General features: G+C 51.5%; 26 protein-coding genes. 21 read left to right on the forward strand and 5 right to left on the reverse strand.

The genetic code is table 11. The features are described 5' to 3' along the window. The first annotated feature begins 1 nt into the window (after window position 1). A complete protein-coding gene (locus ACY1JZ_RS06530) occupies window positions 2-406 on the forward strand; it encodes a 6-pyruvoyl trahydropterin synthase family protein (RefSeq protein WP_270166460.1) in 405 nt (134 codons plus the stop codon). A gap of 27 nt (window positions 407-433) precedes the next feature. Next, window positions 434-1,615 (forward strand): DUF7411 family protein, encoded by a 1,182-nt coding sequence (locus ACY1JZ_RS06535; protein ID WP_462628563.1) that lies wholly within the window; start codon window positions 434-436, stop codon window positions 1,613-1,615. Between the two features lie 97 nt (window positions 1,616-1,712). Here the strand turns inward: ACY1JZ_RS06535 and ACY1JZ_RS06540 are convergent, their stop codons facing one another. From ACY1JZ_RS06540 to ACY1JZ_RS06550, 3 genes are read right to left on the reverse strand one after another with little or no spacing between them, the layout of a single operon-like run. Next, window positions 1,713-2,468 carry an SDR family NAD(P)-dependent oxidoreductase gene (locus tag ACY1JZ_RS06540; RefSeq protein WP_462628564.1) on the reverse strand — a complete coding sequence of 252 codons (756 nt, stop codon included), beginning with the start codon at window positions 2,466-2,468 and terminating at the stop codon, window positions 1,713-1,715. A 24-nt stretch (window positions 2,469-2,492) separates the two neighbouring features. Beyond that, a complete protein-coding gene (locus tag ACY1JZ_RS06545) occupies window positions 2,493-2,867 on the reverse strand; it encodes a VOC family protein (protein WP_270166454.1) in 375 nt (124 codons plus the stop codon). Window positions 2,868-2,883: 16 nt separating this feature from the next. Continuing rightward, window positions 2,884-3,648 carry a phytanoyl-CoA dioxygenase family protein gene (locus ACY1JZ_RS06550; RefSeq protein ID WP_462628565.1) on the reverse strand — a complete coding sequence of 255 codons (765 nt, stop codon included), beginning with the start codon at window positions 3,646-3,648 and terminating at the stop codon, window positions 2,884-2,886. A gap of 199 nt (window positions 3,649-3,847) precedes the next feature. Between ACY1JZ_RS06550 and ACY1JZ_RS06555 the strand changes: the two genes are divergently transcribed. The 14 genes from ACY1JZ_RS06555 (at window position 3,848) to ACY1JZ_RS06620 (ending at window position 14,010) form a co-directional block, all read left to right on the forward strand. Then, window positions 3,848-4,870, forward strand: coding sequence for a hypothetical protein (locus ACY1JZ_RS06555; RefSeq protein ID WP_462628566.1), 1,023 nt, complete (start codon window positions 3,848-3,850; stop codon window positions 4,868-4,870). Further along, window positions 4,857-5,111, forward strand: coding sequence for an acyl carrier protein (locus tag ACY1JZ_RS06560; protein WP_270166448.1), 255 nt, complete (start codon window positions 4,857-4,859; stop codon window positions 5,109-5,111). Before ACY1JZ_RS06555 ends, ACY1JZ_RS06560 begins: the two co-directional genes overlap by 14 nt. Further along, the gene (locus tag ACY1JZ_RS06565; protein WP_270166447.1) at window positions 5,104-5,385 is read left to right on the forward strand and encodes a phosphopantetheine-binding protein; all 282 of its coding nucleotides are present in this window, start codon (window positions 5,104-5,106) and stop codon (window positions 5,383-5,385) included. The genes ACY1JZ_RS06560 and ACY1JZ_RS06565 overlap by 8 nt, the downstream gene beginning before the upstream one ends. Window positions 5,386-5,389: 4 nt before the next feature. Next, complete coding sequence (locus ACY1JZ_RS06570; protein ID WP_270166446.1) at window positions 5,390-6,145, forward strand: class I SAM-dependent methyltransferase; 756 nt, start codon at window positions 5,390-5,392, stop codon at window positions 6,143-6,145. Between the two features lie 176 nt (window positions 6,146-6,321). Then, window positions 6,322-6,585 (forward strand): hypothetical protein, encoded by a 264-nt coding sequence (locus tag ACY1JZ_RS06575; RefSeq protein WP_270166444.1) that lies wholly within the window; start codon window positions 6,322-6,324, stop codon window positions 6,583-6,585. Between the two features lies 1 nt (window position 6,586). Next, window positions 6,587-7,039 carry a 3-hydroxyacyl-ACP dehydratase FabZ family protein gene (locus ACY1JZ_RS06580; protein WP_270166442.1) on the forward strand — a complete coding sequence of 151 codons (453 nt, stop codon included), beginning with the start codon at window positions 6,587-6,589 and terminating at the stop codon, window positions 7,037-7,039. Then, on the forward strand, window positions 7,024-7,812 hold the full coding sequence (locus ACY1JZ_RS06585) for an alpha/beta hydrolase (protein ID WP_462628567.1): 789 nt from the start codon (window positions 7,024-7,026) through the stop codon (window positions 7,810-7,812). Before ACY1JZ_RS06580 ends, ACY1JZ_RS06585 begins: the two co-directional genes overlap by 16 nt. Before the next feature lie 25 nt (window positions 7,813-7,837). After that, the gene (locus ACY1JZ_RS06590) at window positions 7,838-8,698 is read left to right on the forward strand and encodes an alpha/beta fold hydrolase (RefSeq protein WP_462628568.1); all 861 of its coding nucleotides are present in this window, start codon (window positions 7,838-7,840) and stop codon (window positions 8,696-8,698) included. A gap of 19 nt (window positions 8,699-8,717) precedes the next feature. Beyond that, on the forward strand, window positions 8,718-9,677 hold the full coding sequence (locus ACY1JZ_RS06595; RefSeq protein WP_270166436.1) for a hypothetical protein: 960 nt from the start codon (window positions 8,718-8,720) through the stop codon (window positions 9,675-9,677). After that, window positions 9,674-10,777 (forward strand): aminopeptidase, encoded by a 1,104-nt coding sequence (locus tag ACY1JZ_RS06600; RefSeq protein ID WP_270166434.1) that lies wholly within the window; start codon window positions 9,674-9,676, stop codon window positions 10,775-10,777. The genes ACY1JZ_RS06595 and ACY1JZ_RS06600 overlap by 4 nt, the downstream gene beginning before the upstream one ends. Continuing rightward, window positions 10,770-11,924, forward strand: coding sequence for a glycosyltransferase (locus ACY1JZ_RS06605; RefSeq protein WP_462628569.1), 1,155 nt, complete (start codon window positions 10,770-10,772; stop codon window positions 11,922-11,924). Before ACY1JZ_RS06600 ends, ACY1JZ_RS06605 begins: the two co-directional genes overlap by 8 nt. A 19-nt stretch (window positions 11,925-11,943) precedes the next feature. After that, window positions 11,944-12,195, forward strand: coding sequence for a phosphopantetheine-binding protein (locus ACY1JZ_RS06610; RefSeq protein WP_270166429.1), 252 nt, complete (start codon window positions 11,944-11,946; stop codon window positions 12,193-12,195). Between the two features lie 13 nt (window positions 12,196-12,208). Next, entirely contained in the window at window positions 12,209-12,997 is a 789-nt protein-coding gene (locus tag ACY1JZ_RS06615) for a phytanoyl-CoA dioxygenase family protein (RefSeq protein WP_270166428.1), read from the forward strand. Window positions 12,998-13,014: 17 nt separating this feature from the next. Further along, window positions 13,015-14,010, forward strand: a complete 996-nt coding sequence (locus tag ACY1JZ_RS06620; RefSeq protein WP_462628570.1) for a BtrH N-terminal domain-containing protein — start codon at window positions 13,015-13,017, stop codon at window positions 14,008-14,010. Window positions 14,011-14,064: 54 nt separating this feature from the next. Here the strand turns inward: ACY1JZ_RS06620 and ACY1JZ_RS06625 are convergent, their stop codons facing one another. Then, window positions 14,065-14,880 (reverse strand): phytanoyl-CoA dioxygenase family protein, encoded by an 816-nt coding sequence (locus ACY1JZ_RS06625; protein WP_462628571.1) that lies wholly within the window; start codon window positions 14,878-14,880, stop codon window positions 14,065-14,067. Between the two features lie 174 nt (window positions 14,881-15,054). On the opposite strand from ACY1JZ_RS06625, the gene ACY1JZ_RS06630 reads away from it, so the two are divergent. From ACY1JZ_RS06630 to rfbD, 4 genes are read left to right on the forward strand one after another with little or no spacing between them, the layout of a single operon-like run. After that, window positions 15,055-16,107 carry an NAD-dependent epimerase/dehydratase family protein gene (locus ACY1JZ_RS06630; RefSeq protein ID WP_270166422.1) on the forward strand — a complete coding sequence of 351 codons (1,053 nt, stop codon included), beginning with the start codon at window positions 15,055-15,057 and terminating at the stop codon, window positions 16,105-16,107. 1 nt (window position 16,108) lies between these two features. After that, window positions 16,109-17,608, forward strand: coding sequence for an amino acid adenylation domain-containing protein (locus ACY1JZ_RS06635; RefSeq protein WP_462628572.1), 1,500 nt, complete (start codon window positions 16,109-16,111; stop codon window positions 17,606-17,608). Then, window positions 17,605-18,156 (forward strand): dTDP-4-dehydrorhamnose 3,5-epimerase, encoded by a 552-nt coding sequence (rfbC, locus tag ACY1JZ_RS06640; RefSeq protein ID WP_462628573.1) that lies wholly within the window; start codon window positions 17,605-17,607, stop codon window positions 18,154-18,156. The genes ACY1JZ_RS06635 and rfbC overlap by 4 nt, the downstream gene beginning before the upstream one ends. 33 nt (window positions 18,157-18,189) lie before the next feature. Then, window positions 18,190-19,077 carry a dTDP-4-dehydrorhamnose reductase gene (gene rfbD, locus ACY1JZ_RS06645; RefSeq protein ID WP_270166416.1) on the forward strand — a complete coding sequence of 296 codons (888 nt, stop codon included), beginning with the start codon at window positions 18,190-18,192 and terminating at the stop codon, window positions 19,075-19,077. A gap of 132 nt (window positions 19,078-19,209) precedes the next feature. On the opposite strand, the gene ACY1JZ_RS06650 is transcribed toward rfbD, so the two are convergent. Further along, complete coding sequence (locus ACY1JZ_RS06650; RefSeq protein ID WP_462628574.1) at window positions 19,210-20,649, reverse strand: class I adenylate-forming enzyme family protein; 1,440 nt, start codon at window positions 20,647-20,649, stop codon at window positions 19,210-19,212. 269 nt (window positions 20,650-20,918) lie between these two features. On the opposite strand from ACY1JZ_RS06650, the gene rfbA reads away from it, so the two are divergent. Continuing rightward, window positions 20,919-21,791, forward strand: coding sequence for a glucose-1-phosphate thymidylyltransferase RfbA (rfbA, locus tag ACY1JZ_RS06655; protein ID WP_462628575.1), 873 nt, complete (start codon window positions 20,919-20,921; stop codon window positions 21,789-21,791). The last annotated feature ends 55 nt before the right edge of the window (window positions 21,792-21,846 follow it).

Below are 21,846 nucleotides of genomic sequence, written 5' to 3' on the forward strand. Positions count from 1 at the left end.
AATGCCAAAAGTACGTTTGTATAAATCGGTGGAGTTTAGCTCGGCTCATCGCATGTACAACCAGGAGTGGAGCGAAGCAGAGAACCGCCGCCTGTATGGGGCATGCACAGTGGATCATGGACATAATTATCGTCTTGTCATTTGCCTGGAAGGCGAGGTGGATTCGGATACAGGAATGCTCATCCATATGGGATTCGTCAAAGACATGGTTCATCGCCATATCGTGGAGCTGGTGGATCATCGTCACCTGAATGATATTCCTGAATTGGAGCAACGCGTTCCAACGCTTGAGGTGCTGGTGGTATGGATATGGGAGCGGTTGGAACGCTGCCTGCCTGCTGGCATCCTAAAGGAGGTCACGCTTTATGAAACGGAGAGAACGTATGCAAGCTATAGCGGGGAATAGCAGAGCGAGTTGTGGAGGTGTCGTTTAATGGGAGTGGTTCTGTTTCACCCCGACGAGTTGCTGCGATTCAAAGGAGAAAAGGCGGTTATGTTGTATTCGGGCGGACTGGACAGCACATATGCGGCGATGCAGTTGGTTCGTGCTGGCATTGAAGTCCATGCGCTGCACGCCAATGTCGGACAGCAGCACGATCCAGCTATACAGCGGACCGCTGAACAAATCGGGGTTCAATTTCAAAGTATCGACGTCAGAAAAGAGTTATGCGAGCAATTTATCGATAAAGGGATCTATGCAAATGCACTCTACAACCGTTATCCGATCTCGTCAAGCTACACCAGGCCGCTCATCGCTCTTGAAGGCGTGCGATACGCAAGGCAGATCCAGAGCCGACTGATTGTACACTCCGCTACCCCAATGCAAAATACAGCTTCGCGCTTCAATCTGTCCATCCTGGCGCTCAGCACGGAGATTGATATGTATTGCCCCGCCATATTGCATTACATCAACAGAGAAGAAAAAGCCGCATTTCTGAAGAACAACGGCATTTGTTGCGAGAGCATCAACGAGTATTCGGTTGACGAAAACTTATGGTCTAGAGTGATTGAGGGCGGACCGCTGGATTCACTTCATTATGAAGTGCCTGAGCATTATTACAGATGGACTTCCGGGAGCGGCCATAAGGGCCCCTTCTATATCACCATCGGGTTCGATAAAGGAAAGCCTAACCGTATGAATGGTACTCCTGCCGAGCTTGACGACATCATAGCCAGGCTGAATCAGCTCCTCGGACCCTATGGAATTGGAAGGTTCAGCGGATTCGAGAACACCGCGTTCGGCATGAAGAACAGGGAACTGAGGGAAGCGCCAGCCGCCTGCTTGCTCCACGAAAGCCATATGCAGCTAGAGGAGCTGATCTTGTCCGAGGACGAGCTTCGGATCAAACGGACACTCGATGCCGAGTGGACACGGCTGGTGGTGGCGGGCGGCTGGTTCAGCAGGTTGAAAGATGCGCTCGATAGCGCCATAGGTGAATTCAATAGAGACCTTACCGGCGAGTTGAAGTGGAAGATCTCGGAAGGGCGGTGCGAGTGTGTCTCCGTTCTGTCTCCTGCATCGTCTGCTTCCCAAGCGCAGTTTTACGATGAATTCAATCCGTATTCGCTGAATAGTCTGTACCAGCAAATGAGCAGGAAGCATAGAGCCATATAAATAAAGCACCTCTTCTATCCATACAGGCAACGGATGTTATCTGTCGATGGAAGGAGGTGCTTTACTCATTGGGGATCGTGTGCAGTGGATTGTGACGCTAATACAGTCCACCGTCGACCTGAATAACCTGGCCTGTTATATAAGAGGCTGCATCTGAGAGTAGAAACATGACCGTGTCAGCGATTTCTCGGGGCTCTGCAACCCGTTGCAGCGGAATGCCGGAGGCGATGTCTCTAATTTGCTGCTCCGATCGTGCAGCGAGAATATCCGTATTCACATAGCCAGGAGCTACGGAATTGACCCGAATACCGAACTCCCCTAATTCTTTGGAGGCGGCTTTCGTCATGCCGTCTATGCCGGATTTGGCGGCAATGTAATTGAGCATGCCTGGCGCCCCCATCCGGGCGGCGACAGATGAGATGTTGACAATAGTGCCTCTGGCGCGGATAAGCGGACGCAGAAAGCCTTTGGTCAGGAAGAACGAGGCGTGAAGGTGAACTTGTATCACCTCATTCCACTGATCCCACGACATCGCTGGAATCGAGCTATCGGCGGTATGGCCGGCATTGTTGACGAGAATGTCGAGCGTAGACCGAGGGGAGGAAGTGACGAGGCGCTGCAAGCCTTCCAATTGCTGAAGATCCAGATGATTGCACTGCAGAGCATGTACGGTTCCGGGATAGTCTGAACAGTCGCGCACAACCTCTTCGGCGGCATCGGAATTGTTCGCATAGGTAAAATAGACCGTGGCATTCGCTTCGGCCAGTCGGGTAACGATTGATCTCCCGATCCCTCTGGAGCCTCCGGTGACGACTGCTTTCTTTCCTGTAAAATCCCATGTTGTTTGACGCATATCGGACTCCTTTCTCCATTGGCGCTATGGTGTATGGCTGATATAGACGGGATGTCCGTCGAGGTCCTTCACAATGAAACAGGTATGTCCATCTGGGAACGATACGATCGGTTCGGGATCGGCTCCCGCCTCTGCAAGTGAGCGATAACAGCCATCGATGTCAGGCGTGCCGAGCGTAACAATCGGATGCTGTGTCCCGTTATGCTCGAACTGTAAGGGAATGACGTGTCGCACATGCGCCAAGGTTAGCTTGGTTCCAGACGGTTCCAGGCAGCAGGACGCGAATTCGCTGTTCATCCACAATAATCGAAATCCGAGCACGGTTGAGTACCAATGAACAGATCGCTTTAGATTCGTAACCGGGATGAATATACAATGCACATAGCACTCTGCCGTCATATCGTTCTTCCTTTCTCTATCGTGGTTCGGTTACCCGGTTGCGGTTGAATTTTCTTCGTACCTTCTCCCCATGCCTGTTATACAACTCATTACGGTACATCGTGACCATCTCTACACTTGTACGCACATAATGGACAGCAAATGCTCGACGGAATCGATAGTCCGATGTGTTCTCAAGCGATCCGTGAAGCAAATTTCCACTGAAGAACACAGCGTCGCCTGGCTCGGTTTCCAGGTACTCAAGCCGATACCCTTCGGGCAGGTCGTTTGTATAATGGTATAAGCTTTGCGCGGGATCAACCTGGCGGGGAGTGAGCAGATCCAGGTTATGCGACCCTGGCGCCACATACAAACCGCCATTGGTAGCATCTGCTCTATCCAGGCTGACCCATGCGGTGTAGCAGGTATCAGGGAAAGCAAATATTTCGTGGTTGTCCTGATGCAGATATAGCCCTCTGGAGGATGGTGGTTTGTAGTAATACACCGATTGCAAGGCAAGCGGGTCTTCACCAATCATCTCCTGCAGTGTGCCCACTAGCCGGGAATCCAGGACGAAACGCAGCACATCATCGTTATACCGGTGATAGTTGCCAATACGGGGATAGATACTCTCGAGCGGATATTCGACATTCTGGACGATGTCCCCGTTACGAATCAGATCGATCCAGCGCCGCTCATAGATTTGGGCCAGATGCTGGAGCTCTTCCAGGCTGAACAGGTTTTTCATAATCATATAGCCATGGGTGTGATAGAATTCGAGTTCTGTTGGATTGATATGCACGTCATTATGGCCTCCCCTCCTCATGAATGGCCTTACTATACGCTCTTCAAACTAATGGCGCTCTGGGAATATTGAGAGAAATGAGCCGAGCGGGTGATAAAGACGAAGGATAAGATAGTAGACAATATAGCCTGCTAAGGGAGGGATCGCATCCGCAGTGAACGGTTCATGTATATTGCCCCGGGATGAAAGCCCCGGAATGGAAGTCGAGTGCTATCACAATTTCCGGTTAAGCATCGTTCGCTCCTTCCCTGGATTGATGCCATGGTATTACAGCCATTTCATTAATCTCACTCTCCAAGCCGATGAGGGGGAGCTGTTCCCGATCATTCGGTTCGAGGATCATCTGGATGTTTATGACGGCGTGCTGGAGGAGACACCTTCCAACTTCTCGGAGGGGGATGTTATTGGGCACATCCGAGCATGCTTGCTCAAGAAACGTTATGTGATCGCATATCTTAACTGGAAGCATGTGGAGTCCTCATCGTTCTATCGCAGACAGAATATGGTTCACGAAGCATTAGTGTACGGTTTTGATGATAACAGCAGGCAGCTTCATTTGCTCGCCTTTCAGGCCGGAGGGAAGGAATACGGGCATGTAACGATCGACTACGAAGCGTTCGAAGCGGTGTTCAGCCGGTTAGCGGAGGAGGATTGGGAGAAGCAGCGATGGTTCGCCTACTATGGCTTCCCCATCTCCGATGTACAAGTAACGGAGCAGTCATTTGGATTTGATTACCGCCGAATGTTCTTCGCATTGGAGCGCTCCAAAGCTGCGGCAGACTCGCCTGCGATTCATCCGACGGGCGCTCAGATCAACCGTTTCATGGCTGATTATTTCAGACGGAAGCATGCGGAGGGGAACATACCGCAGGAGTGTTTTCCAATATGGGGAATTATGGTGTACAAAACAGTGCTGCATAAGACGATGATGCTGCAGCGACTGGAATTTTTGCAAAAGGATAGGCATGGGGACAAGCTTCAGCCCGTTGTAGCCCTGTATCAAAAGGCGCATCGGCAAGCGCAGCATCTAAGCTGGATATCCCACCGGTATCGGAGGTTGCCTGATCCGAAGGAGCTGAAGGCTGTCGCTGAAGCTTACGACAATCTGTATGCGGCAGAAAAACGAGCGAATCTGCTGCTCATGGAATTTCTTGTGCATCGGCAGACGTATAATTCGCAGAAAGCATTCAGAATGGAGGCGGGCTATGGAGATAGATGAGAGGATCAAACCGTGTATAACCGGTATATTCCGGCATCGGATCGAGGTGGACGAGCAGACGAATCTGTTGAAGGTTGGCGTCGACTCGATTAACTTTATTCGCATCGTTGTGGCGCTCGAGGAGGAGTTCGATATTGAAATCATGGACGCCGCTGTAAAATTGGACAACTTCACATCGCTCCCACGTATTCGCAGCCTGATCGCCGGTTATTTGGAGCAGAGGGGGGCTGGGAATGAATAGCGGAAACGAAGTGCGAAGATTAATGAGCAACGAGGGCTGCGGCATGATGCAGGCTGGCGACATTCAGCACTCAAGCACGCTCTACGAAGTCGGATTTGATTCGCTGCGATTTATGGAGCTTGTCATGCTGCTGGAAGAGCGCTTCGATATCGAATTGCCAGACGAAATCTTGGAAGTGGAACCGGGAACCACGGTCGCAGATATTATCACGGTCGTGGAGGCATGCCTGGAAGCTGCCGCGCAAGTCGGCGTTCACTACATGGAGGAGGAATAAGCGCATGAGCAAGGAAGCGTGGAAACATTTCTTTCAGGAAGATTACTTGTTTTTCTCTGAAGTGATACTGAATGCTGAACGTACCGAACATGAGGTACAAGCACTTGTCACTATGCTGCAACTTGGGGAAGGTGCCGAGATTCTTGATGCTGGCTGCGGACAAGGAAGAATCTCAGTTCCGTTAGCGGCCAAGGGGTACAATGTATCGGCTCTTGACGGCTCCTTGACCATGCTTGAGGCGGCCCGGCAACGCGCCGACAGCGCAGGGGTGAGCATCCGCTTCGTGCATGCCGACATGCGGGACATCACAGACAGCGGAACATACGATGCAGTGATTAATTTGGGTACTGCATTCGGATATGTCCCTCTCATTGAAGATGATGAAGCGATCCTTCGCCGCGTCTGTGATGCGCTGAAGCCAGGCGGACAATTTGTCATCGATACCGAAAATCGGGATGCCAAGCTCAGAGGGCAGTTAGGCAGGACATGGTTCGAGATGAAGGGGGTGAAGGTGTGGTCTGAGCGTACCTACGACGCGGTCAGCGGCAGATGGCGCGAGATTCTGACGTGGAATCGGGGAGGGAAGGAGGTATCCAGCGTACTGGAGCTGCATCTGTATGCGCCTTCTGAGGTCGTACATATGTTGAAGCGAGCCGGATTTGAAATCATCGGGGTGTTCGGGGGATATGATCAATCCCCGGTGGGAATGAACAGCGAGCGGCTAATCGTGCACTGTTCCAAGCCAGGAGGAGCCAGATAAGCAGTATGAGCTTACCTTCTTGGGCGATGAAGCTTCTTCCTCATGAACCTCCGTTTCGGTTCGTTAGCGAATTAACTGAATATGTGCCTGGCATTTGTCTTCGAACAATGCACACATTCCCCCATCTCCAAGCCAAAGGTATGGGGGGAGGGGACCTGATCCCGGAGGTCTGCCTAGTGGAGGGGCTTGCACAGAGCGCGATATTGCTCACCCAGTTGGAGACAACGCCGTTGCAGAAATGGGAGTTCCCGCTGCTCGGCCGCGTCCAAGCGTCCATGTGTGCATCCGTCGCTTGGGGAATGAAGGTGGAGTATGAGGTGCGTATTATACGAATCCTGGCCAAGCAAGCGGTTCTATCTGGAACGGTCTATGCGGGCGGCGTCGGCCGCCTGCTGGAAGCCAGCTTGGCTGTAGCCGTGGCTGATGGACGGGGGGGATGACATGGAACAACTGCTTCAGGCGGAAGCGATGCATAGGTATCCAAAACCGTGGCGGATGTTTGATCGGGTCGTGGATATAGAAGAGCAGCGCATTGCCACAATCAAGCTGATATCTTTCAGCGACTACTACATTGCCGGCCATTTCCCGTCTTACAGTGTGTATCCGGGGATGCTGTTATTGGAAGGAATGAAACAATCGGCGGTTCTGCTTAGCACATGTGCCCATTGCGCCAACGACGTCGAATCTGGACTCCCTGGAATGACGGAGCTCTCGGTGCGGTTCCTTCGTCCGGTTGTACCCGGGGATACGGTGCGATTCGAAGTGAATGCTGCCTGGGCGATGGACGGGACAGATCGAGACAGATATGAGGGGAGAGGAACAGTCGAAGGCATCTCTGTATGCCTCGCATCCTTTACACTGCCCCGGAGGAGGTGTGTATGCACGAGCGGCTAATCGAAATAAACGCGCCACACGGGAGGCTTGCCGCAGTGCTGCATCATCCCGGAGCCAGCGCGGAGCCCCCATCGCTTGTTATCTACTGCCCGGGCAAGAATGGCGAACGCTCAGACGTTCATAGGCTCGGTGTTAACTTTGCGCGTCGCGCAGCCGCACTCGGTATTGCTGTACTGCGCTTCGATTATTCGGGCGTAGGGCTTAGCGACGGGGACTATCATGAGATGACGGTATCTAGCAAAGTCTCCGATACGATCGCCGTGTATCGATATGCTTGCGGCTTGCCGGATTTAAATACCGCGACCACTGCTTTTCTGGGGTTTAGCGATGGGGCGCGCACGGCACTGCTGGCTGCGAACCAGACCGGCGTCAACCGCTTAATCCTGTGGAGTCCATTGTTTCAGGAGTGGGGGGGAGGGTATCCACAGGGGAGACATCCCCGATTTGTACGGCACCCACTCCATCCTCTGCTGCCTGTTATGCCGTGGGCAGGATTATGGGTGGGAATGCCCTTTTACAAAGATCTTCAACAGTTGAATCTGCCGGAACAGATGCGCAGCTATAACGGTACGTCGATAGTGATCTACGGTGAAGAAGACCCGCTGGTAGCTGAAGAACGCATTCGGATGGATACGGAATCTCTACCGCTCTTTGACGATGATTCCGATCATCGGGTATGTGCTATCCCGCAGGCGGATCACCTGTTCGCTTCTATAGAACATGGGGAATGCCTGCTTGACCATACGTTGTGCTGGCTGTGCTCTCATGCTTGAGAAGATGTGCTTTGGAGGTGAAGGGATGTGGACGCAAATGAAGCTCGGCGACGACGAAGACATCTATGCGGTCTTCCAACGTCCCCATGATGCTCCGCTTGCAGATGCCACGCTTGTTGTGACATTCTCGGGCTTAGCCCAATCGATGAGTGAGAAGGGATTTTTGTTTGCGAGATTGCGGAAAGCGGCTGCCCTGCTAACCTGCCATTTCGTTCAGTTCGACTACCGGGGGCATGGAGACAGTGCAGGCGACTTCCGTTCAGCCTCGATCACCTCTATGACCAAAGATGCGGTTGAAGTGTTGAATCATTTTCTGCGTGGTGGCACGTACACCAAGGTGATCTGCATTGGACATGCGCTAGGTGCAGAGATTGCAGCCGCAGCCATGAACAGGATGACCAGAGAATATCCCGCGCTCGCCCTCATCCTGATCGCCATCTCGCCTCCATCATGGCGGCAGCCACCGGTATCACGCCTGTTTCCCCCGGAGGTATTGTCCGCGTTGGCGGAGGCGAAGGAGATTGAGGCCAGCCGATTGTTCCCTGGCAGGGATTACTACGGCTTTTCCGACTTTGAGAAGCGGCTGCTTGCTTTCCTCAACAATTGGGGGGGGCATATCCAGCAAGTACACGGTCAGTACATTTCTTCCACTATGCTGGAGGAACTGGATCAATTCCGCAGCCGTCGCTTCATAACGGATTATCTCAGGGAAGCGGTATGCATCGTCGGACAGAAGGATGAGGAGTGCGCAGCGATGGCCAAGGCATCAGGGACACAGCCTCTGACGATGCCTGGCGTGAGACGGTATCATGACCATGCATCGGCTGCTGAGCAAGTCATCCGGTGGATAATCGTTGAGTTGGAGAGAGAATGCGGAAGAACGTAACTACGAAAGGAGGCGTACAATGTCTGCAATGTCTAGGGCCGTAAGCAATTGGAAGCTGCCGAATGAGTTCGGCTTGTCGGAACGGACGCTCGATTGCCTTCAATTAGCTGTTATGGAAGCATTAAAGCGTAAGGGTTGCCGGGATCTCATCCCTGTATTCTTAAACCCGTTCGACTGCATTCGTATTGGATTGTCTGTTCGGCGGAGCGAGCCGATGCTTCAGGGTGGATTCAGTCTAGTGCGGTTTTCCGCACCGGACGCGGGAGCACTGCAAGATGTCATACGCTATGTATTGGAGCGTGAAGGGTACTGTCTGCTGTATTACCAGACATGGGATCATGCGTTATCTGCATATCGTCACAAATACGATCTCACGCATTGGTCGTTTATTACTTCTGTAAGCGAATCGCAGCTTACCATCGTAGATGCTGCAGGAGCACCCGAGCATTTCGCCCAAGGGAATACCGCAGCCATCTCTTGGGATGTGTTTATATCCGCCTTCGAGCAAACCCGCAATTATGGGGTAGGGTATATCCAGTATGAGCAACCGGCCGCAACACCATGGGAGGAACAACTGAACCGGATACTCCGCATGTCAGTTCATCGCATGCTGGACGACGGCGGTTTGGAGCAGCTCCGGGAGTTTGCGGAGAAGCTGGAGAACGCGCCGCAAGCGGACATTGTTCAGCAACTGGAACGGTTGGAATTCGAACTGAATTATTACCGCAAATTACGTGATCTTTGGAAAGTTGCCGTCTTCCGGGACATTATCCCCAAGAAGCAGCTGCATGCCGGTTGGCTGCAGGCGCTGATGGATTCAGGTGAATGCTGGTCGCTGGTCATTGGCCTGCTAATGAAATGGAAGCGGCAGCCGAGCCGGGATTATCATCATAAGCTCGCTCATTACATCTGGGAAGTGTACGACCGCGAGCGATTGATGTTTGCCGAGATGGCTTCGGCATGCGGGGGGTTGCCATGAAGAACATGTGGGAACGTATTGCAGATACATTGATAGGCCATTCCCTGCAGCTTCGTGCCGGTGAACGAGTGTATATCCAGGTTTCGGGAGACATAGCAGGAGATTTGGTGGAGCTGTTGCTCGAGCGTATCCTGCAAGACGGCGGAATCCCAGTTCTTCGGCAGCGATCGACCAAGCAGCTCAAAGCCATGATCAAGCACGCCTCTATCGATCAGTTTCAACAATGGGCCGAATTCGACAGGAGAGAAATTGAAAGCTCTGATGCGTATATTGGCATTCAAGCAGAACAAAACAGCTTTGAATGGAACGGATGCGGGGCTGCACAAATCGAACACTATCGAACGTATTATTCACAGCCGGTGCACATGGCAATGGCTAGTCTGAATAAGTGGGTGTTGTTCAAGCACCCGACGTATGCGATGGCTCAGACAGCCGGCATGAGCTCTGATGAATTAATGGAGCTGTACCGATTGTCTTGCGGAATCGACTATGGAGAATGGAGCAGGAAGGCAGCGCTGCTTGGGCAGCGTCTAGAGCGGACCAGTCGGGTACGCATCGTCTCGCCAGGTACGGAGCTATGTTTTTCGATCGAAGGAATACCGCACTATATATGCGATGGCAAGTATAATCTCCCTGATGGCGAAGTGTTTACTGCGCCTGTGGTGTCAACGGTATCAGGGCAGATCGCGTTCAATATTCCGGCCAGGTATATGGGGCAGTCCTATGGAGAGGCGACATGCCGCTTTGCGGCGGGAGAGCTTGTGGAGGTTAGCGGGGTCGGCGCCGCCCAGTTGAGAAGCATCCTGTATTCCGATGCTGGCGCGTCGCGAATTGGAGAGTTCGGTATTGGACTGAATCCATATATTCACCAGCCCACAGGGAGCCTGAATTTTGACGAGAAGATGGGAGGGAGTATTCACCTCGCATTCGGCCAAGCTTTCCCGATGGCTTACAACGGCAATGATTCTTCCATTCATTTTGATATGGTATTAAGTCAGCGCGCGGCTGATGGCGGAGGAGAGCTCTATTTCGATGATGAGCTTGTACGGAAAGACGGAATGTTTATCACAAGTGATCTAAAGGGGCTAAACGATGGATAAGGCATGCAGAAGAAGCCGAATCGCGATTATCAGTCAAAAGTTGCTGGGTCATGTCATCCCCGCGCTGGGGATTGGCCAGGCTTTGGCTGAACGTGAGCATGACGTTTATTTTATGGGACATCTCTCGCTGCGTTCGCTTGTCGAAGGCAGTCTGGTGAAATTTGTAGAGATTGGCTGGGGAATGATTCCGATGGATTTCATCTCTCGCTCCATGGTTGAGATCAGCGAGCGCCTGCGTGAGCTGGACATCGACCTGCTCATCGTTGATTCGGGAATGCCGGCCCCAGCCTACTGCGCAGAAGGCTTAGGTATTCCCTGGGTTAGCTTTCAAACCTCTGTTCCTCTGCCGGATGAGTTGATTCCAGGCATCCCATCTATCGTGAAGCGGGCCCAATCCCGATATGCGGATATATTAAATCACGCAAGAAGGAAAGCTTGTTTGCCCCTCCTGAACGACGAACGACGAATGAGAGGGGATATGGCGGGGCTCTCTCCTTATATGCATCTTGTCATGGTATATCCCGAAATGATGGAGCATTGGGAGGGACTCCCACCGAATACGGAAGTGATCGGCGCTTGCGCTTATGTTCCCTTGAGCGAGCCTGTATCCGTTCCGGATAATGACAGGCCGTCGGTCCTGATCTGTAGCTCTTCTCTATCCAAGGTCGATTACAGGGCTACCATGACCGATTACATCGATGCCAGCATAGCCGCATTAGAACACGAGCCTGTCAATCTGTTGTTATCCGACCAGAGCAGTCTTCGCCTTCGTCAGAGTTTTCCTGCCAATTTGCACTTTTATGACCAATACCCCATTCATGATCAGCTATTTCCCTTATCCAGCGCTGTCATTACTCACGGAGGCTGTAATACGATTCAAAAGGCGATGCGATACGGCGTCCCGCTGCTTATCATCCCTCTCGGAGATGAACAGCCGCTTCTTGCCAGCCGATGTGAAAAGCTCGGTATTGCAGTGCAAGTGGACCCTGATAATATTCAGAAGGACACCATGGGGGAGGCGTGCCTGAGATTATTAGAGGACGACACATACTCGCAGGCTGCTGACCGGCTCAGGGAGCAGTTGCAGACGTATCGTCCCAACGAGTCCGGGGCGGCATTAGTTGAGCGTGTCCTATACAGAAGATAATAGCGAGGAGTGAACATGGATGAGATTACATGAGGATCATCTTATCAAGCTTGTACAGGGCCGCTGCGGAATGGCGAATGTAACGCTGGAAAGCGAATTTGCCCAGATCGGTCTGGATTCGACGGCAGTCATTGATTTGCTGATCGAACTGGAGGTGATCATGGATATTGATGTGTTGGATAATCGGCTTCAACTGGATGATATGGTTACGCTGAGGAATGTATATCAATATGTTCATAGCTTAATTCCTGATGAAGAGAAAGCAGAATAAAGGTGGTCGGCAAATGGTGCTGAGGACATGGTCGGCAAGCGAAAACGAAAGCTTGGCTCAGAACGGATATGTGGTTCTCCGGCAAGTTTTAGCTCCTGATGAGGTGGAGGGGCTGCGATCAGAGCTGAAAAGCTTGTGGTTCTCTCGCTACAGGGCCTCCGGGGCGGGATCCGATCCAGGCGGGGGAAACTCGCCTGACCGTCTATTTTCTCCTATTCGCAACGCCCATGAGGAGAGCGCATTATTGAGAGCTACCGCATTGGACGAGCGAATCCAGTATTTGATGGAACAGATTTTCGGGGAGGAGGCACTGGTTGTAGGCGGGACAGGTTTTTATAAAGCGCCCGGAAGTAAAGAGCTCCCTATGCATCAGGATAACTATGATATTGGCGCAGCGCCAGGCACCTCCTGTGCGGCCTGGATTAGTCTTGACCGCACAGCCGAGGTGAATGGGGGGATGCAGTTCGTTCCCGGCTCTCATCGATTGGGACTGTTAAAACCCCGCAACCCTGCAAGTTCTTCTGTCTATGCCCAATCGGTACCTGTTCCGGCGAACTATGCTGTGGTATCCGTCGAAACCGAACCCGGGGATATCATTTTGTTTAACGGCAATGTACTACATGGCTCCCATGCCAATACGACGTCCGACCGTTTCCGAATGTCGTATGTTGTTCATTATGTAAGTTACAGCACGGAAAAAATATTCGTTCAGCATAGTCGGCTGTTGAATAAGCGCGGGGAACGCGAAACACGGCGGCTCCACAAGGCGCACGCTGTGAAGCGGATGTTTGCAGAACATTAGGGAGGAAGGGGATCTCTATGTTGAACGTCTCATCCCTGCTGTTGGATAATGAACAATTGAATTGTTTTGAATCGACCGTAGTCAGTCTGGCTTCCATGTGGGGCAAGGAACCGACGATGCTATTTGAAGGAGCATGGGATTTCTACTACACCCCGGCAGAGAAGACCGCACCGTCGAATATAGGGGGGCGTGTCCAAAGCAGTACATTCGAGCCTCAGTCCAATCTGAGACGGTATGTAGGGATTAGCATCGATGAGTATTACGATATACGGGTAAAACAAGGAATTGAAATGGCGATCGAACCGTTGAGACAGGGCATTCCTGTACTCTTCACGCTGGACGGCTACCATTGCCCGTGGCACCCTGAATTTAGGAACTATCATTCACAGCATCTGTTTATGGTCATCGGTATTGACGGCGGCAAGCGGGAACTGATATGTGCAGACCACATGTTTGCCAAGCGTATAGTAAGCCTTCCTTACGGGGAATTGCTGGAGCATACGCTGGATTGCATCGTCTTTCATCCGGTTCCTCCTGCAGAGCCGTCTTTGCAATGGTTCGAAATCCTGCACCGTGAGATGGAGCGGAAGCTAAGGCCGGATAAGTTGTCCTCTGCCCAAGGATGTTTCTCATTGATGCGGCAATTCGCCGAGGAACTAGGCCAGACGACAAGCATGAAGGAGGAGACGGATCAGTATAGACGGATCGATACCTGTCCTTTGTTTGCTGTTATCACTCGATTATCTAATGGAAGGCTGAACTTTGCAGACCTGCTGGATCGCGCGGCCAACGGCTGCGGGGAAAGACGGCTCGCTTCTCATGCCAATCTACTCCGAGACGCTGCACAGGAATGGAAGACGGTGAACAATATATTGATGAAAACCTGCTTCATGAGGGATCCGGCATCTGCCTTCCCGCGAGTAGAACTTAGAATCAGGCAGTTAGCCCAATTGGAAGAGGGCATCGCCAATGACATACTTGAACTTACAAGGCCTGCTGTTCAAGAGGCGTAGAATAAAAAGCAGGACGGGGCTGTCAGCCCGGTCCTGCTTTTTATAATTGGGCGTTTAATAGATGTAGCCCTTATCCTTCCAGGTGAATATCGAGCCTTGGGAAGCGACTGCCTTGGGCTCCAGGTTAAGCCTCCGTCTGACCCGCCTCCCGTGTTTATCCAACAGATAGTTATAGTTTACACTGGTTTTCTCTATACTGATTCCCGCGTAATGCACGACAAACGACTGCCTGAACCGGTCATAGGTCTGATTGCGGTAAGACCCGTGAATGAGATTGCCGTTGAAGAAGACCATATCACCCGGCTCTGTTACGATGTCTACAACTTCATACGGCTGAGGCAGATCATATATTTCACTCCATTCATGACGCTCAACCGCATGTGTGATATGGGGAATCACCAGATCATACGTATGTGTTTTCGGAATAATGTATAAGCCTCCGTTCTCCTGATCCGATGCATCGATGCTAAGCCATGCCGATAATGTCGTTCCAGGTGCGATCCCCATATCGTAATTATCCTGATGGATCGGGATGCCGCGGGTTTGGGGAGCCTTAATATAATACGTTCCTTGTACAACTAAAGGCTCCTCGCCAATCAATTGTTCAGCCATACCGACTAATATAGGATGAATCGAGAACTGGCGGACGACATCGTTGGTCCGGTAATGATCTCTCAATCGGGGGAACAGGCTGTCGAGCGGTTTTTCTGTTTTCTGTACAATCTCGCCATCTGCGATCATCTGAAGCCAGATTTTCTTATACTCGCTGGCGATTTCCTGTAGAGATTCGTGTGGGAAAACATTTCGTTTCACGAGATAACCGTATTCATGGAAAAATTCCATTTCCGATGTGGTGATCATGGGCTGCATAAAGGTTCTCCTTCTCCGTAGATTTCCTTCATCATAGTCGCAGTTCTGCCCCCTCTACTCGGCTTATTGAATGATCGCGTTAAAAGCAGAGCGCTCAGACGTGTCCGATTGTTATGATTCCGCATAAGAGCATTCGATTACAGATTAATTCCAGACGTGAAGGAGGATAGGGGCATGATAAATAAGGTACTTGTAACCGGAGCAGGAGGATATATCGGCACTGTTCTGGTAGCTAAGCTATTGTCGCAAGACTACCATGTCGTGGCACTTGACCGATTCTTCTTCGGTAAGGATAAACTACAGATTCATCCGAACCTGCAGATTGTACAGGAAGATACGCGAAGAATGCACGATACCTTACTGAAAGGAATCGATGCGGTTATCGATTTGGCCGCTTTATCGAACGACCCATCCGGGGAGGCGTTCCCTGATGCGACATGGGAGATTAACTGTTCCTCGCGGATTGGTATGGCAAAGATGGCACAGCGAATGGGAGTGAAGCGTTATATTCTCTCTTCCTCCTGCAGCGTCTATGGGTTTCATCCGCCCGATCAGATTGTTGATGAGCAATCCACTATAAATCCCTTGACCGTCTATGCCCAAGCGAACGCAGAGGCGGAGAAGGGTGTCCTTGCCATTGCCGAAGAGCAATTCGCGGTAACGGTTGTACGATTGGCCACGGTATATGGTTGTTCGCCGCGTATGAGATTCGATCTGGCGGTGAATGCGATGGCGCTGGGCGCCTGGAGCAAGAGGGTTATCCCCTTAATGAGAGGCGGAGAACAGTGGCGACCGATGTTGCATGTAGAGGATGCGGCGGAAGCGATGTGCGCTGTGCTCAAGGCCGAGCCGGATCGGGTTAACCGGCAGATTATGAATGTCGGGGCTAATGAGGCCAATTACCAGATGAGAGCATTGGCCGAAGACATCGCCAGCCATCTCCCGAAGAAGACGGTCATTGAATGGTATGGCGATGAGGATCACCGATCTTACCGGGTAGACTTCTCCAAAATCGGGCGAATTGTGGACTGGAAGGCGAAGCGGACCGCCTTGGAGGGGGCTCTGCAGGTATACTCGGCACTGGAGCAGGGAAGGGTTGCCGAAACGCCGGATACGTATACGATCCATTGGTATAGAGAGCTTCAGCGCTGGCACGCGGTACTGAATGAGGTCTGTATGTACGGTGGTGCGCTGGATCTGAACCTGCTTGCGAAGGAGTCGATGTAGCATGACATCTCTACCTGATTCCATCTACGTCCGTTTTCGTAAGCAAGCATCCATTGATCCTAAGCGGCCTGCTCTCGTATGCCGTGAGCAGTGTCTGGACTACGGAGAGCTCTTGCAGCAAGTGAACCGGATATCGTCTGTCCTTCGTGAGAATGGAGTCAAACCAGGGTCAGTTGTTGTCATCTTGCTCGGGCGCTCGGTTGCGCTCGTCGCCGCGATCCTTGCCGTGAACAAATGTGGAGCGGTATACGTGCCAGTTGACCCTGCATATCCTTATGAACGAATACGTTACATGACGCAGGATAGCGGAGCATCGCTGCTACTCTGCGACGATAATCGCGTTGATTTGGCAAGCCGATTGAATGTTGACTTCGTCTCGCTTGACAAGCCGCTGCCTGCTGCGGCAGATGAAGAGGATGTGCCTGCTATTGCTAACAATCTCGCCTATATAACCTACACCTCTGGCACAACGGGGAAGCCCAAGGGGGTCATCATTAAGCAGAACGGTGTTCTTAACGTCTTTGACGATATAGCGGACCGGATAGAGTTTATTCCTTTTAGACGGATATTATGCTTATCCACAGTTTCCTTTGATATTTTTGCAATTGAGGCACTGTTGCCTCTGACGAGAGGGATGCTGACTGTCCTCGCAGATGAGTACCAAATGAGTCATCCCCGGGAGATCAGCCGGTTAATACGTCATCATCTCATTGATATACTCCAAATTACGCCGTCCCGGCTGGAGCTTCTGCTCAACGATCCTCAAAGCGCATTATCGCTGGCAAATGTCCTGGACGTGATGATTGGCGGGGAGAGGGTCTCCCACGGCTTGATAGGCAGGATCAGACGAATGACTCATGCACGACTCTATAATATGTATGGTCCGACAGAGGCAACAATATGGTGCGCCTATAAGAACATGATGGAAGAAGAGGAGATAACCGTTGGGACTCCGATTCGCAATATGCGCATGTTCGTGATGGATGGCGATCTTCGGCCGCTGGCGGCTGGACAGGAAGGCGAGCTATGTATAGCTGGCATCGGTCTCGCTCATGGTTATGCCAACCGGAAGGAGCTTACGAGTGGTAAATTCGTGCAGAGTCCTTACGTGGATGGAGAACTCGTGTACCGGACGGGCGATCTTGCGGTTATGGACGACAGCGGGGAATTCCACTGCCTGGGTAGAATGGACGAGCAAATTAAATGGAGAGGCTATCGAATTGAGTTGAAGGAAATCGAGGCCGTGCTTCTTGCCTATCCTGGCATTACACAGGCCGTCGTCTGGGGCGAGCAGACTCGGAATGTGCTGATTGCAACCTTTACAACGGACAAGGTGATTCAGGATTCCCGCTTGAAGCAGTACCTTCAGCGCATGCTGCCGGAATATATGATACCTGCGGTATTTTGTAGGGTTGAGCGGATACCGTTGTCTCATAACGGCAAGGTTGACCGACAGACACTGATGACTGAATATCGCGAGAGTGGGGGGATGGTAGATTGAACAGGTATACAACCCGGCTGGACGGCGTGATTATCATAGAGACGGATTGGAAGGAAGACAGCCGCGGGTATTTCACAGAATCGTACAATTGCAGACAAATGGAGCAGCTTGGGGTGAACGCTCAGTTTATACAGGATAACGAGTCGTTGTCTCTAAGAGCCGGGACCATAAGAGGACTGCATTATCAATGCGGGCGATATACACAGGCCAAGTTAGTCCGGGTCTTATCGGGAGTAATATTCGACGTTGTAGTCGATCTTCGAAAAGGTTCTCGTACATACGGTCAATGGACAGGAGTTGTATTGAGCGAAGCCAATCGACGTCAACTATTCGTGCCCAGAGGCTTCGCTCATGGAATCTGTACACTGACCGATCATGCAAGAGTGCTGTACAAGGTGGATCAGCACTACCGTCCTGAGGCTGATCGGGGGATTATCTGGAATGATCCAGACCTAGGGATAGAGTGGCCGATCAGCAGCGCGATCCTGTCCGATAAGGATCGAAGGCTTCCCCGTCTGGCAGAGATCAAGCCTGATGAGGAATTGTAATCCGGCGCAGACCGCAAGGAGGTTTTACTGCACATGAAAAAACGCGTTCTGCTCCTTGGCCGAGGCGGTCAACTGGGTACAGATGTACAGCGGGTGCTGCAGACGGCGAAGGTTGAGGTCATTTCATTGAGTCGGGATGTTCTCGATTTGCATCATACCTTCGACATCTCTGCAAGGTTATCGGAGTATATTCCCTTCGATGTATTAATTAATTGTACGGCGGTACATAGCCTGGAGCTGTGTGAAGACGATCCGGGCTCTGCATTCTCGGTGAATGCGATTGCCGTCCATGAGTTAGCACGCTTCTGCAACGCTCGTGGGATCGTCTTATTCCATATTAGCACGGACTATGTTATGGATGGTACACAGCGCACCCCCTATACGGAGGAGGAAGCAACATCCCCGCTTAACATGTATGGAGTATCCAAAGTCGCAGGTGAACAGCTTCTGGCTGCCAACCATGACCGATACTTTATTTTCCGGGTTTCCTCCTTGTTCGGAGTTGCTGGACCCAGCCGGAAGCAAGGCAATTTCGTCGACCGCATCATACAGATGATCAGTCGTCCTGATACGCCTGCGCCGTCTGTTGTATGCGACCAGCAGATGTCTCCGACGCATACGTTGGATGTAGCCAGAGCCATCGTTTATTTCATACAGGAGTCTATTGACGCTTACGGTGTGTACCATTGCTCTGGGGAAGGGGCATGCAGTTGGTATACATTTGCCTGTGAAATTGCTAGAGCGGCGGGAATAACAGCAGAATTTCTTCCCATCAGTCTGGAGGATGTGGATGGCTCGGGAGTGAGACGTCCGAAGTATAGCGTGCTGGACAACGCAAAGATGAATCGCCTGTATCGGATGCCTGAGTGGGAGCAATCTTTAGGGGATTACATGCGATTAAAGGGATATACGGTTAGGTGATATAGAATGGCCTGTGGCGTATGACGTTTCCCGATGAGACGTCATCGAACAGGCCTTTTATGCGGTTGCGGCTTGGTGGAGGTTTCTTTCCCGCTTCTTCTTACAGGGCAAGAGCTATTACGCTGTAGGGGGCTAAGCTATAGGGGGCTGGAGCCTGTCTCTGCGAAGCTTGCCTGAGGCTGTCTTGGGCAACTGCGGGTGAATTTCAATATGGTCAGGCCATAGATGATTCGGTGAACCTGATTGGATGATGAACTGATGAATGTCAGCGACCGTTAAGCTTTCGGAGCAGGTTACCCAGACGTGAATTTGTTCTCCACGCATGGGATGGGGCGAACTGAAGGCTAACGCTTCATGTATAGAAGGATGGCTCGTCAGCAACGACTCAACCTCTTCAGGATAGACATTCATACCAGCGCGAATCATCAGATTGTCAGCTCGACCCATAATTGTGATCCTTCCTTGATCCGTGACAGCCATATCACCGGTGTACAGCCAGCCGTTCCGAATTTTACGCTCCGTCATCGCGGCATCATTGTAGTATCCCTTCATTATATTAGGCCCGGATACAATAAGCTGGCCGATCGTGCCGTCAGGCATCGGTTGACCATGTTCGTCAATGATTGCAATATTGACATGGTTCAGTGGATGCCCGACGCAAGCCGCAGGGAAGTCGCCTGTCCCGAGGTTAAGGCAACTGATTCTCGGCGATGCTTCCGAGAGCCCGTATGCATTAAATATGACCGCGTCAGGGAAACCGCTCCGAATGGTTTTCAGTTGTGCGTCTGTTAAGCGCTCTCCGCTCAGAATGATTCTGCGCAAGCTGGAGCAAGTCTGCCTGCGGGCATGTGGAGCGAGCATGGCTAGCAGAGTGGGAGTTGCCCCGATTGTAGTAATGGCATGTTCCCGAATAAGCGGCAATAGAGATAGAGGAGTGCGGTCATATGGTTTTACAAGGATCGAGCAGCCGACCAGGAGACCAGCCAATAGTTCTCCGCACAAAGCGGAAACGTAGGAGAGCGGGCGTTGAATCAATAGACGTTCACTGCACTCTAGCTGTAACGAAGAGGCAATGTCTTCGATGTTGGACAAGATGTTTGCGCGGGTCAGCATAACGGATTTTGGGCGCCCAGATGTGCCTGACGTTCGAACGATCAAGGCAACGTCTTGAAGTTGAGGGGACACAGGCATCGTCCCGTGAAGAAGCAGCGGCCGCCGAATATGGCCCGTGGCATTGACATTCGTAGCATCCATTCTGAGAGCATGAGGGAATTTCTCCGTCATGTGCCGGAAGCCTTGTGCGTCTCTAGCGGGATCCACCACGATTACGGTGATATGAAGTCGAAAGGCAGCCAGCATGATCGGAATCACCTTCCAGGATAAGGATAGATCGATCATAATGACGGCATGATGCGGTTGTATCCGTCTGTTAAGCATGCTTGTATTATAAGCGACACAATTCAGTAATTCTCTATACGAAATGAAAGTGCCAGAATCCACTATAATTGCTATTCTCTCGTCGTGCTCACGAAGTGTCTGGAAGAAGGATTCGATTGTCCATCTTACATCCATTGTTATAGCCTCCTTTTGATGACATTGTCCAAATCACATTACCCAATTCACTTTACCCAATTCAGGTAGGAACATACTAGGCTTTACGAGGGCGAATGCAACACATGCTCCCCGATCCGCGCAATACTGGCCGAGTCCGATCCCCTGCCATTCCCTATACTTAGTCTGAATCGGCCCTCCCAGGGAATCACCAAGGAACATCTTGGATGGAAAGCGAACTGGACAGGGGAAGGGAATCGGGTGAGGAAGACTTCTAAGGAGGATATTTAATGAAAGGAATTATTTTGGCTGGAGGGAGCGGCTCGCGCCTCTTTCCAATAACTAAGGGAACCAATAAGCATTTGCTCCCGATACATGGAAAGCCAATGATCTACTACCCTCTATCGATATTGATGGTCTCTGGAATAAGGGAAATTCTGGTGGTGTCTACGCCGGACGATATTCCGCGGTTTGAACGGTTGTTAGGCGACGGCTCGCAGTGGGGAATGTCATTTCAATACAAGGTACAGCATTATCCTGAAGGCGTGGCGCAGGTATTTGGCCTCGGAGAGGAGTTTATCGGGTCCGGTTCCGTTACGTTGATACTGGGAGATAACATTTTCTTCGGAAAAGGAATATATCGTTCCTTTCAACAATCCGGCGAGAGAGGGAACGGAGCGACCGTGTTTTGTTATCCGGTAGACGAGCCGGAGCGGTTCGGTGTCATTGAATTTGATTCATCGGGTAAAGTTGCAAGTATCGAGGAGAAGCCGCATTTCCCCAAGTCGAATATGGCAGTAACAGGTCTATATAGATATGACAACCGTGTCATTGATATTGCGAAGACCATTCAACCTTCTTCCCGCAATGAACTGGAGATCACGTCAGTCAACGAGGTGTATCGGGAGTGGGGGGATCTGGGAGTGGAGGTACTGGGCGCGGATATGACTTGGCTGGATACAGGGACACATACCAGTTTTATTCAAGCCCAATTATTAATCGAACAAGCAGAGGAACGGGACAAGACAAGGTTCGGTATACCGGAAGTAATGGCGTACTGGAACGGGTGGATAAGCCAGGAGCAATTGTATAATTGCGGGGCACGGCAAATCCAGTCGGAATACGGCGTGTATCTCATGCAGGCTGCACAGAGCCTAGCATGATTTCTTGCAGCACACGGCCATACACGCTTGGCCCTGTATGGGACTCGGCATGCAT

It is taken from the genome of Paenibacillus sp. J5 (assembly GCF_054955055.1).

Coding starts and splice junctions, on each gene's coding strand:
- ACY1JZ_RS06530 (WP_270166460.1), top strand. CDS start 2: ATGCCAAAAGTACGTTTGTATAAATCGGTGGAGTTTAGCTCGGCTCAT.
- ACY1JZ_RS06535 (WP_462628563.1), top strand. CDS start 434: ATGGGAGTGGTTCTGTTTCACCCCGACGAGTTGCTGCGATTCAAAGGA.
- ACY1JZ_RS06540 (WP_462628564.1), bottom strand. CDS start 2,468: ATGCGTCAAACAACATGGGATTTTACAGGAAAGAAAGCAGTCGTCACC.
- ACY1JZ_RS06545 (WP_270166454.1), bottom strand. CDS start 2,867: ATGACGGCAGAGTGCTATGTGCATTGTATATTCATCCCGGTTACGAAT.
- ACY1JZ_RS06555 (WP_462628566.1), top strand. CDS start 3,848: ATGGAAGTCGAGTGCTATCACAATTTCCGGTTAAGCATCGTTCGCTCC.
- ACY1JZ_RS06560 (WP_270166448.1), top strand. CDS start 4,857: ATGGAGATAGATGAGAGGATCAAACCGTGTATAACCGGTATATTCCGG.
- ACY1JZ_RS06565 (WP_270166447.1), top strand. CDS start 5,104: ATGAATAGCGGAAACGAAGTGCGAAGATTAATGAGCAACGAGGGCTGC.
- ACY1JZ_RS06570 (WP_270166446.1), top strand. CDS start 5,390: ATGAGCAAGGAAGCGTGGAAACATTTCTTTCAGGAAGATTACTTGTTT.
- ACY1JZ_RS06580 (WP_270166442.1), top strand. CDS start 6,587: ATGGAACAACTGCTTCAGGCGGAAGCGATGCATAGGTATCCAAAACCG.
- ACY1JZ_RS06585 (WP_462628567.1), top strand. CDS start 7,024: ATGCACGAGCGGCTAATCGAAATAAACGCGCCACACGGGAGGCTTGCC.
- ACY1JZ_RS06590 (WP_462628568.1), top strand. CDS start 7,838: ATGTGGACGCAAATGAAGCTCGGCGACGACGAAGACATCTATGCGGTC.
- ACY1JZ_RS06595 (WP_270166436.1), top strand. CDS start 8,718: ATGTCTGCAATGTCTAGGGCCGTAAGCAATTGGAAGCTGCCGAATGAG.
- ACY1JZ_RS06600 (WP_270166434.1), top strand. CDS start 9,674: ATGAAGAACATGTGGGAACGTATTGCAGATACATTGATAGGCCATTCC.
- ACY1JZ_RS06605 (WP_462628569.1), top strand. CDS start 10,770: ATGGATAAGGCATGCAGAAGAAGCCGAATCGCGATTATCAGTCAAAAG.
- ACY1JZ_RS06610 (WP_270166429.1), top strand. CDS start 11,944: ATGAGATTACATGAGGATCATCTTATCAAGCTTGTACAGGGCCGCTGC.
- ACY1JZ_RS06615 (WP_270166428.1), top strand. CDS start 12,209: ATGGTGCTGAGGACATGGTCGGCAAGCGAAAACGAAAGCTTGGCTCAG.
- ACY1JZ_RS06620 (WP_462628570.1), top strand. CDS start 13,015: ATGTTGAACGTCTCATCCCTGCTGTTGGATAATGAACAATTGAATTGT.
- ACY1JZ_RS06625 (WP_462628571.1), bottom strand. CDS start 14,880: ATGCAGCCCATGATCACCACATCGGAAATGGAATTTTTCCATGAATAC.
- ACY1JZ_RS06630 (WP_270166422.1), top strand. CDS start 15,055: ATGATAAATAAGGTACTTGTAACCGGAGCAGGAGGATATATCGGCACT.
- ACY1JZ_RS06635 (WP_462628572.1), top strand. CDS start 16,109: ATGACATCTCTACCTGATTCCATCTACGTCCGTTTTCGTAAGCAAGCA.
- rfbD (WP_270166416.1), top strand. CDS start 18,190: ATGAAAAAACGCGTTCTGCTCCTTGGCCGAGGCGGTCAACTGGGTACA.
- ACY1JZ_RS06650 (WP_462628574.1), bottom strand. CDS start 20,649: ATGGATGTAAGATGGACAATCGAATCCTTCTTCCAGACACTTCGTGAG.
- rfbA (WP_462628575.1), top strand. CDS start 20,919: ATGAAAGGAATTATTTTGGCTGGAGGGAGCGGCTCGCGCCTCTTTCCA.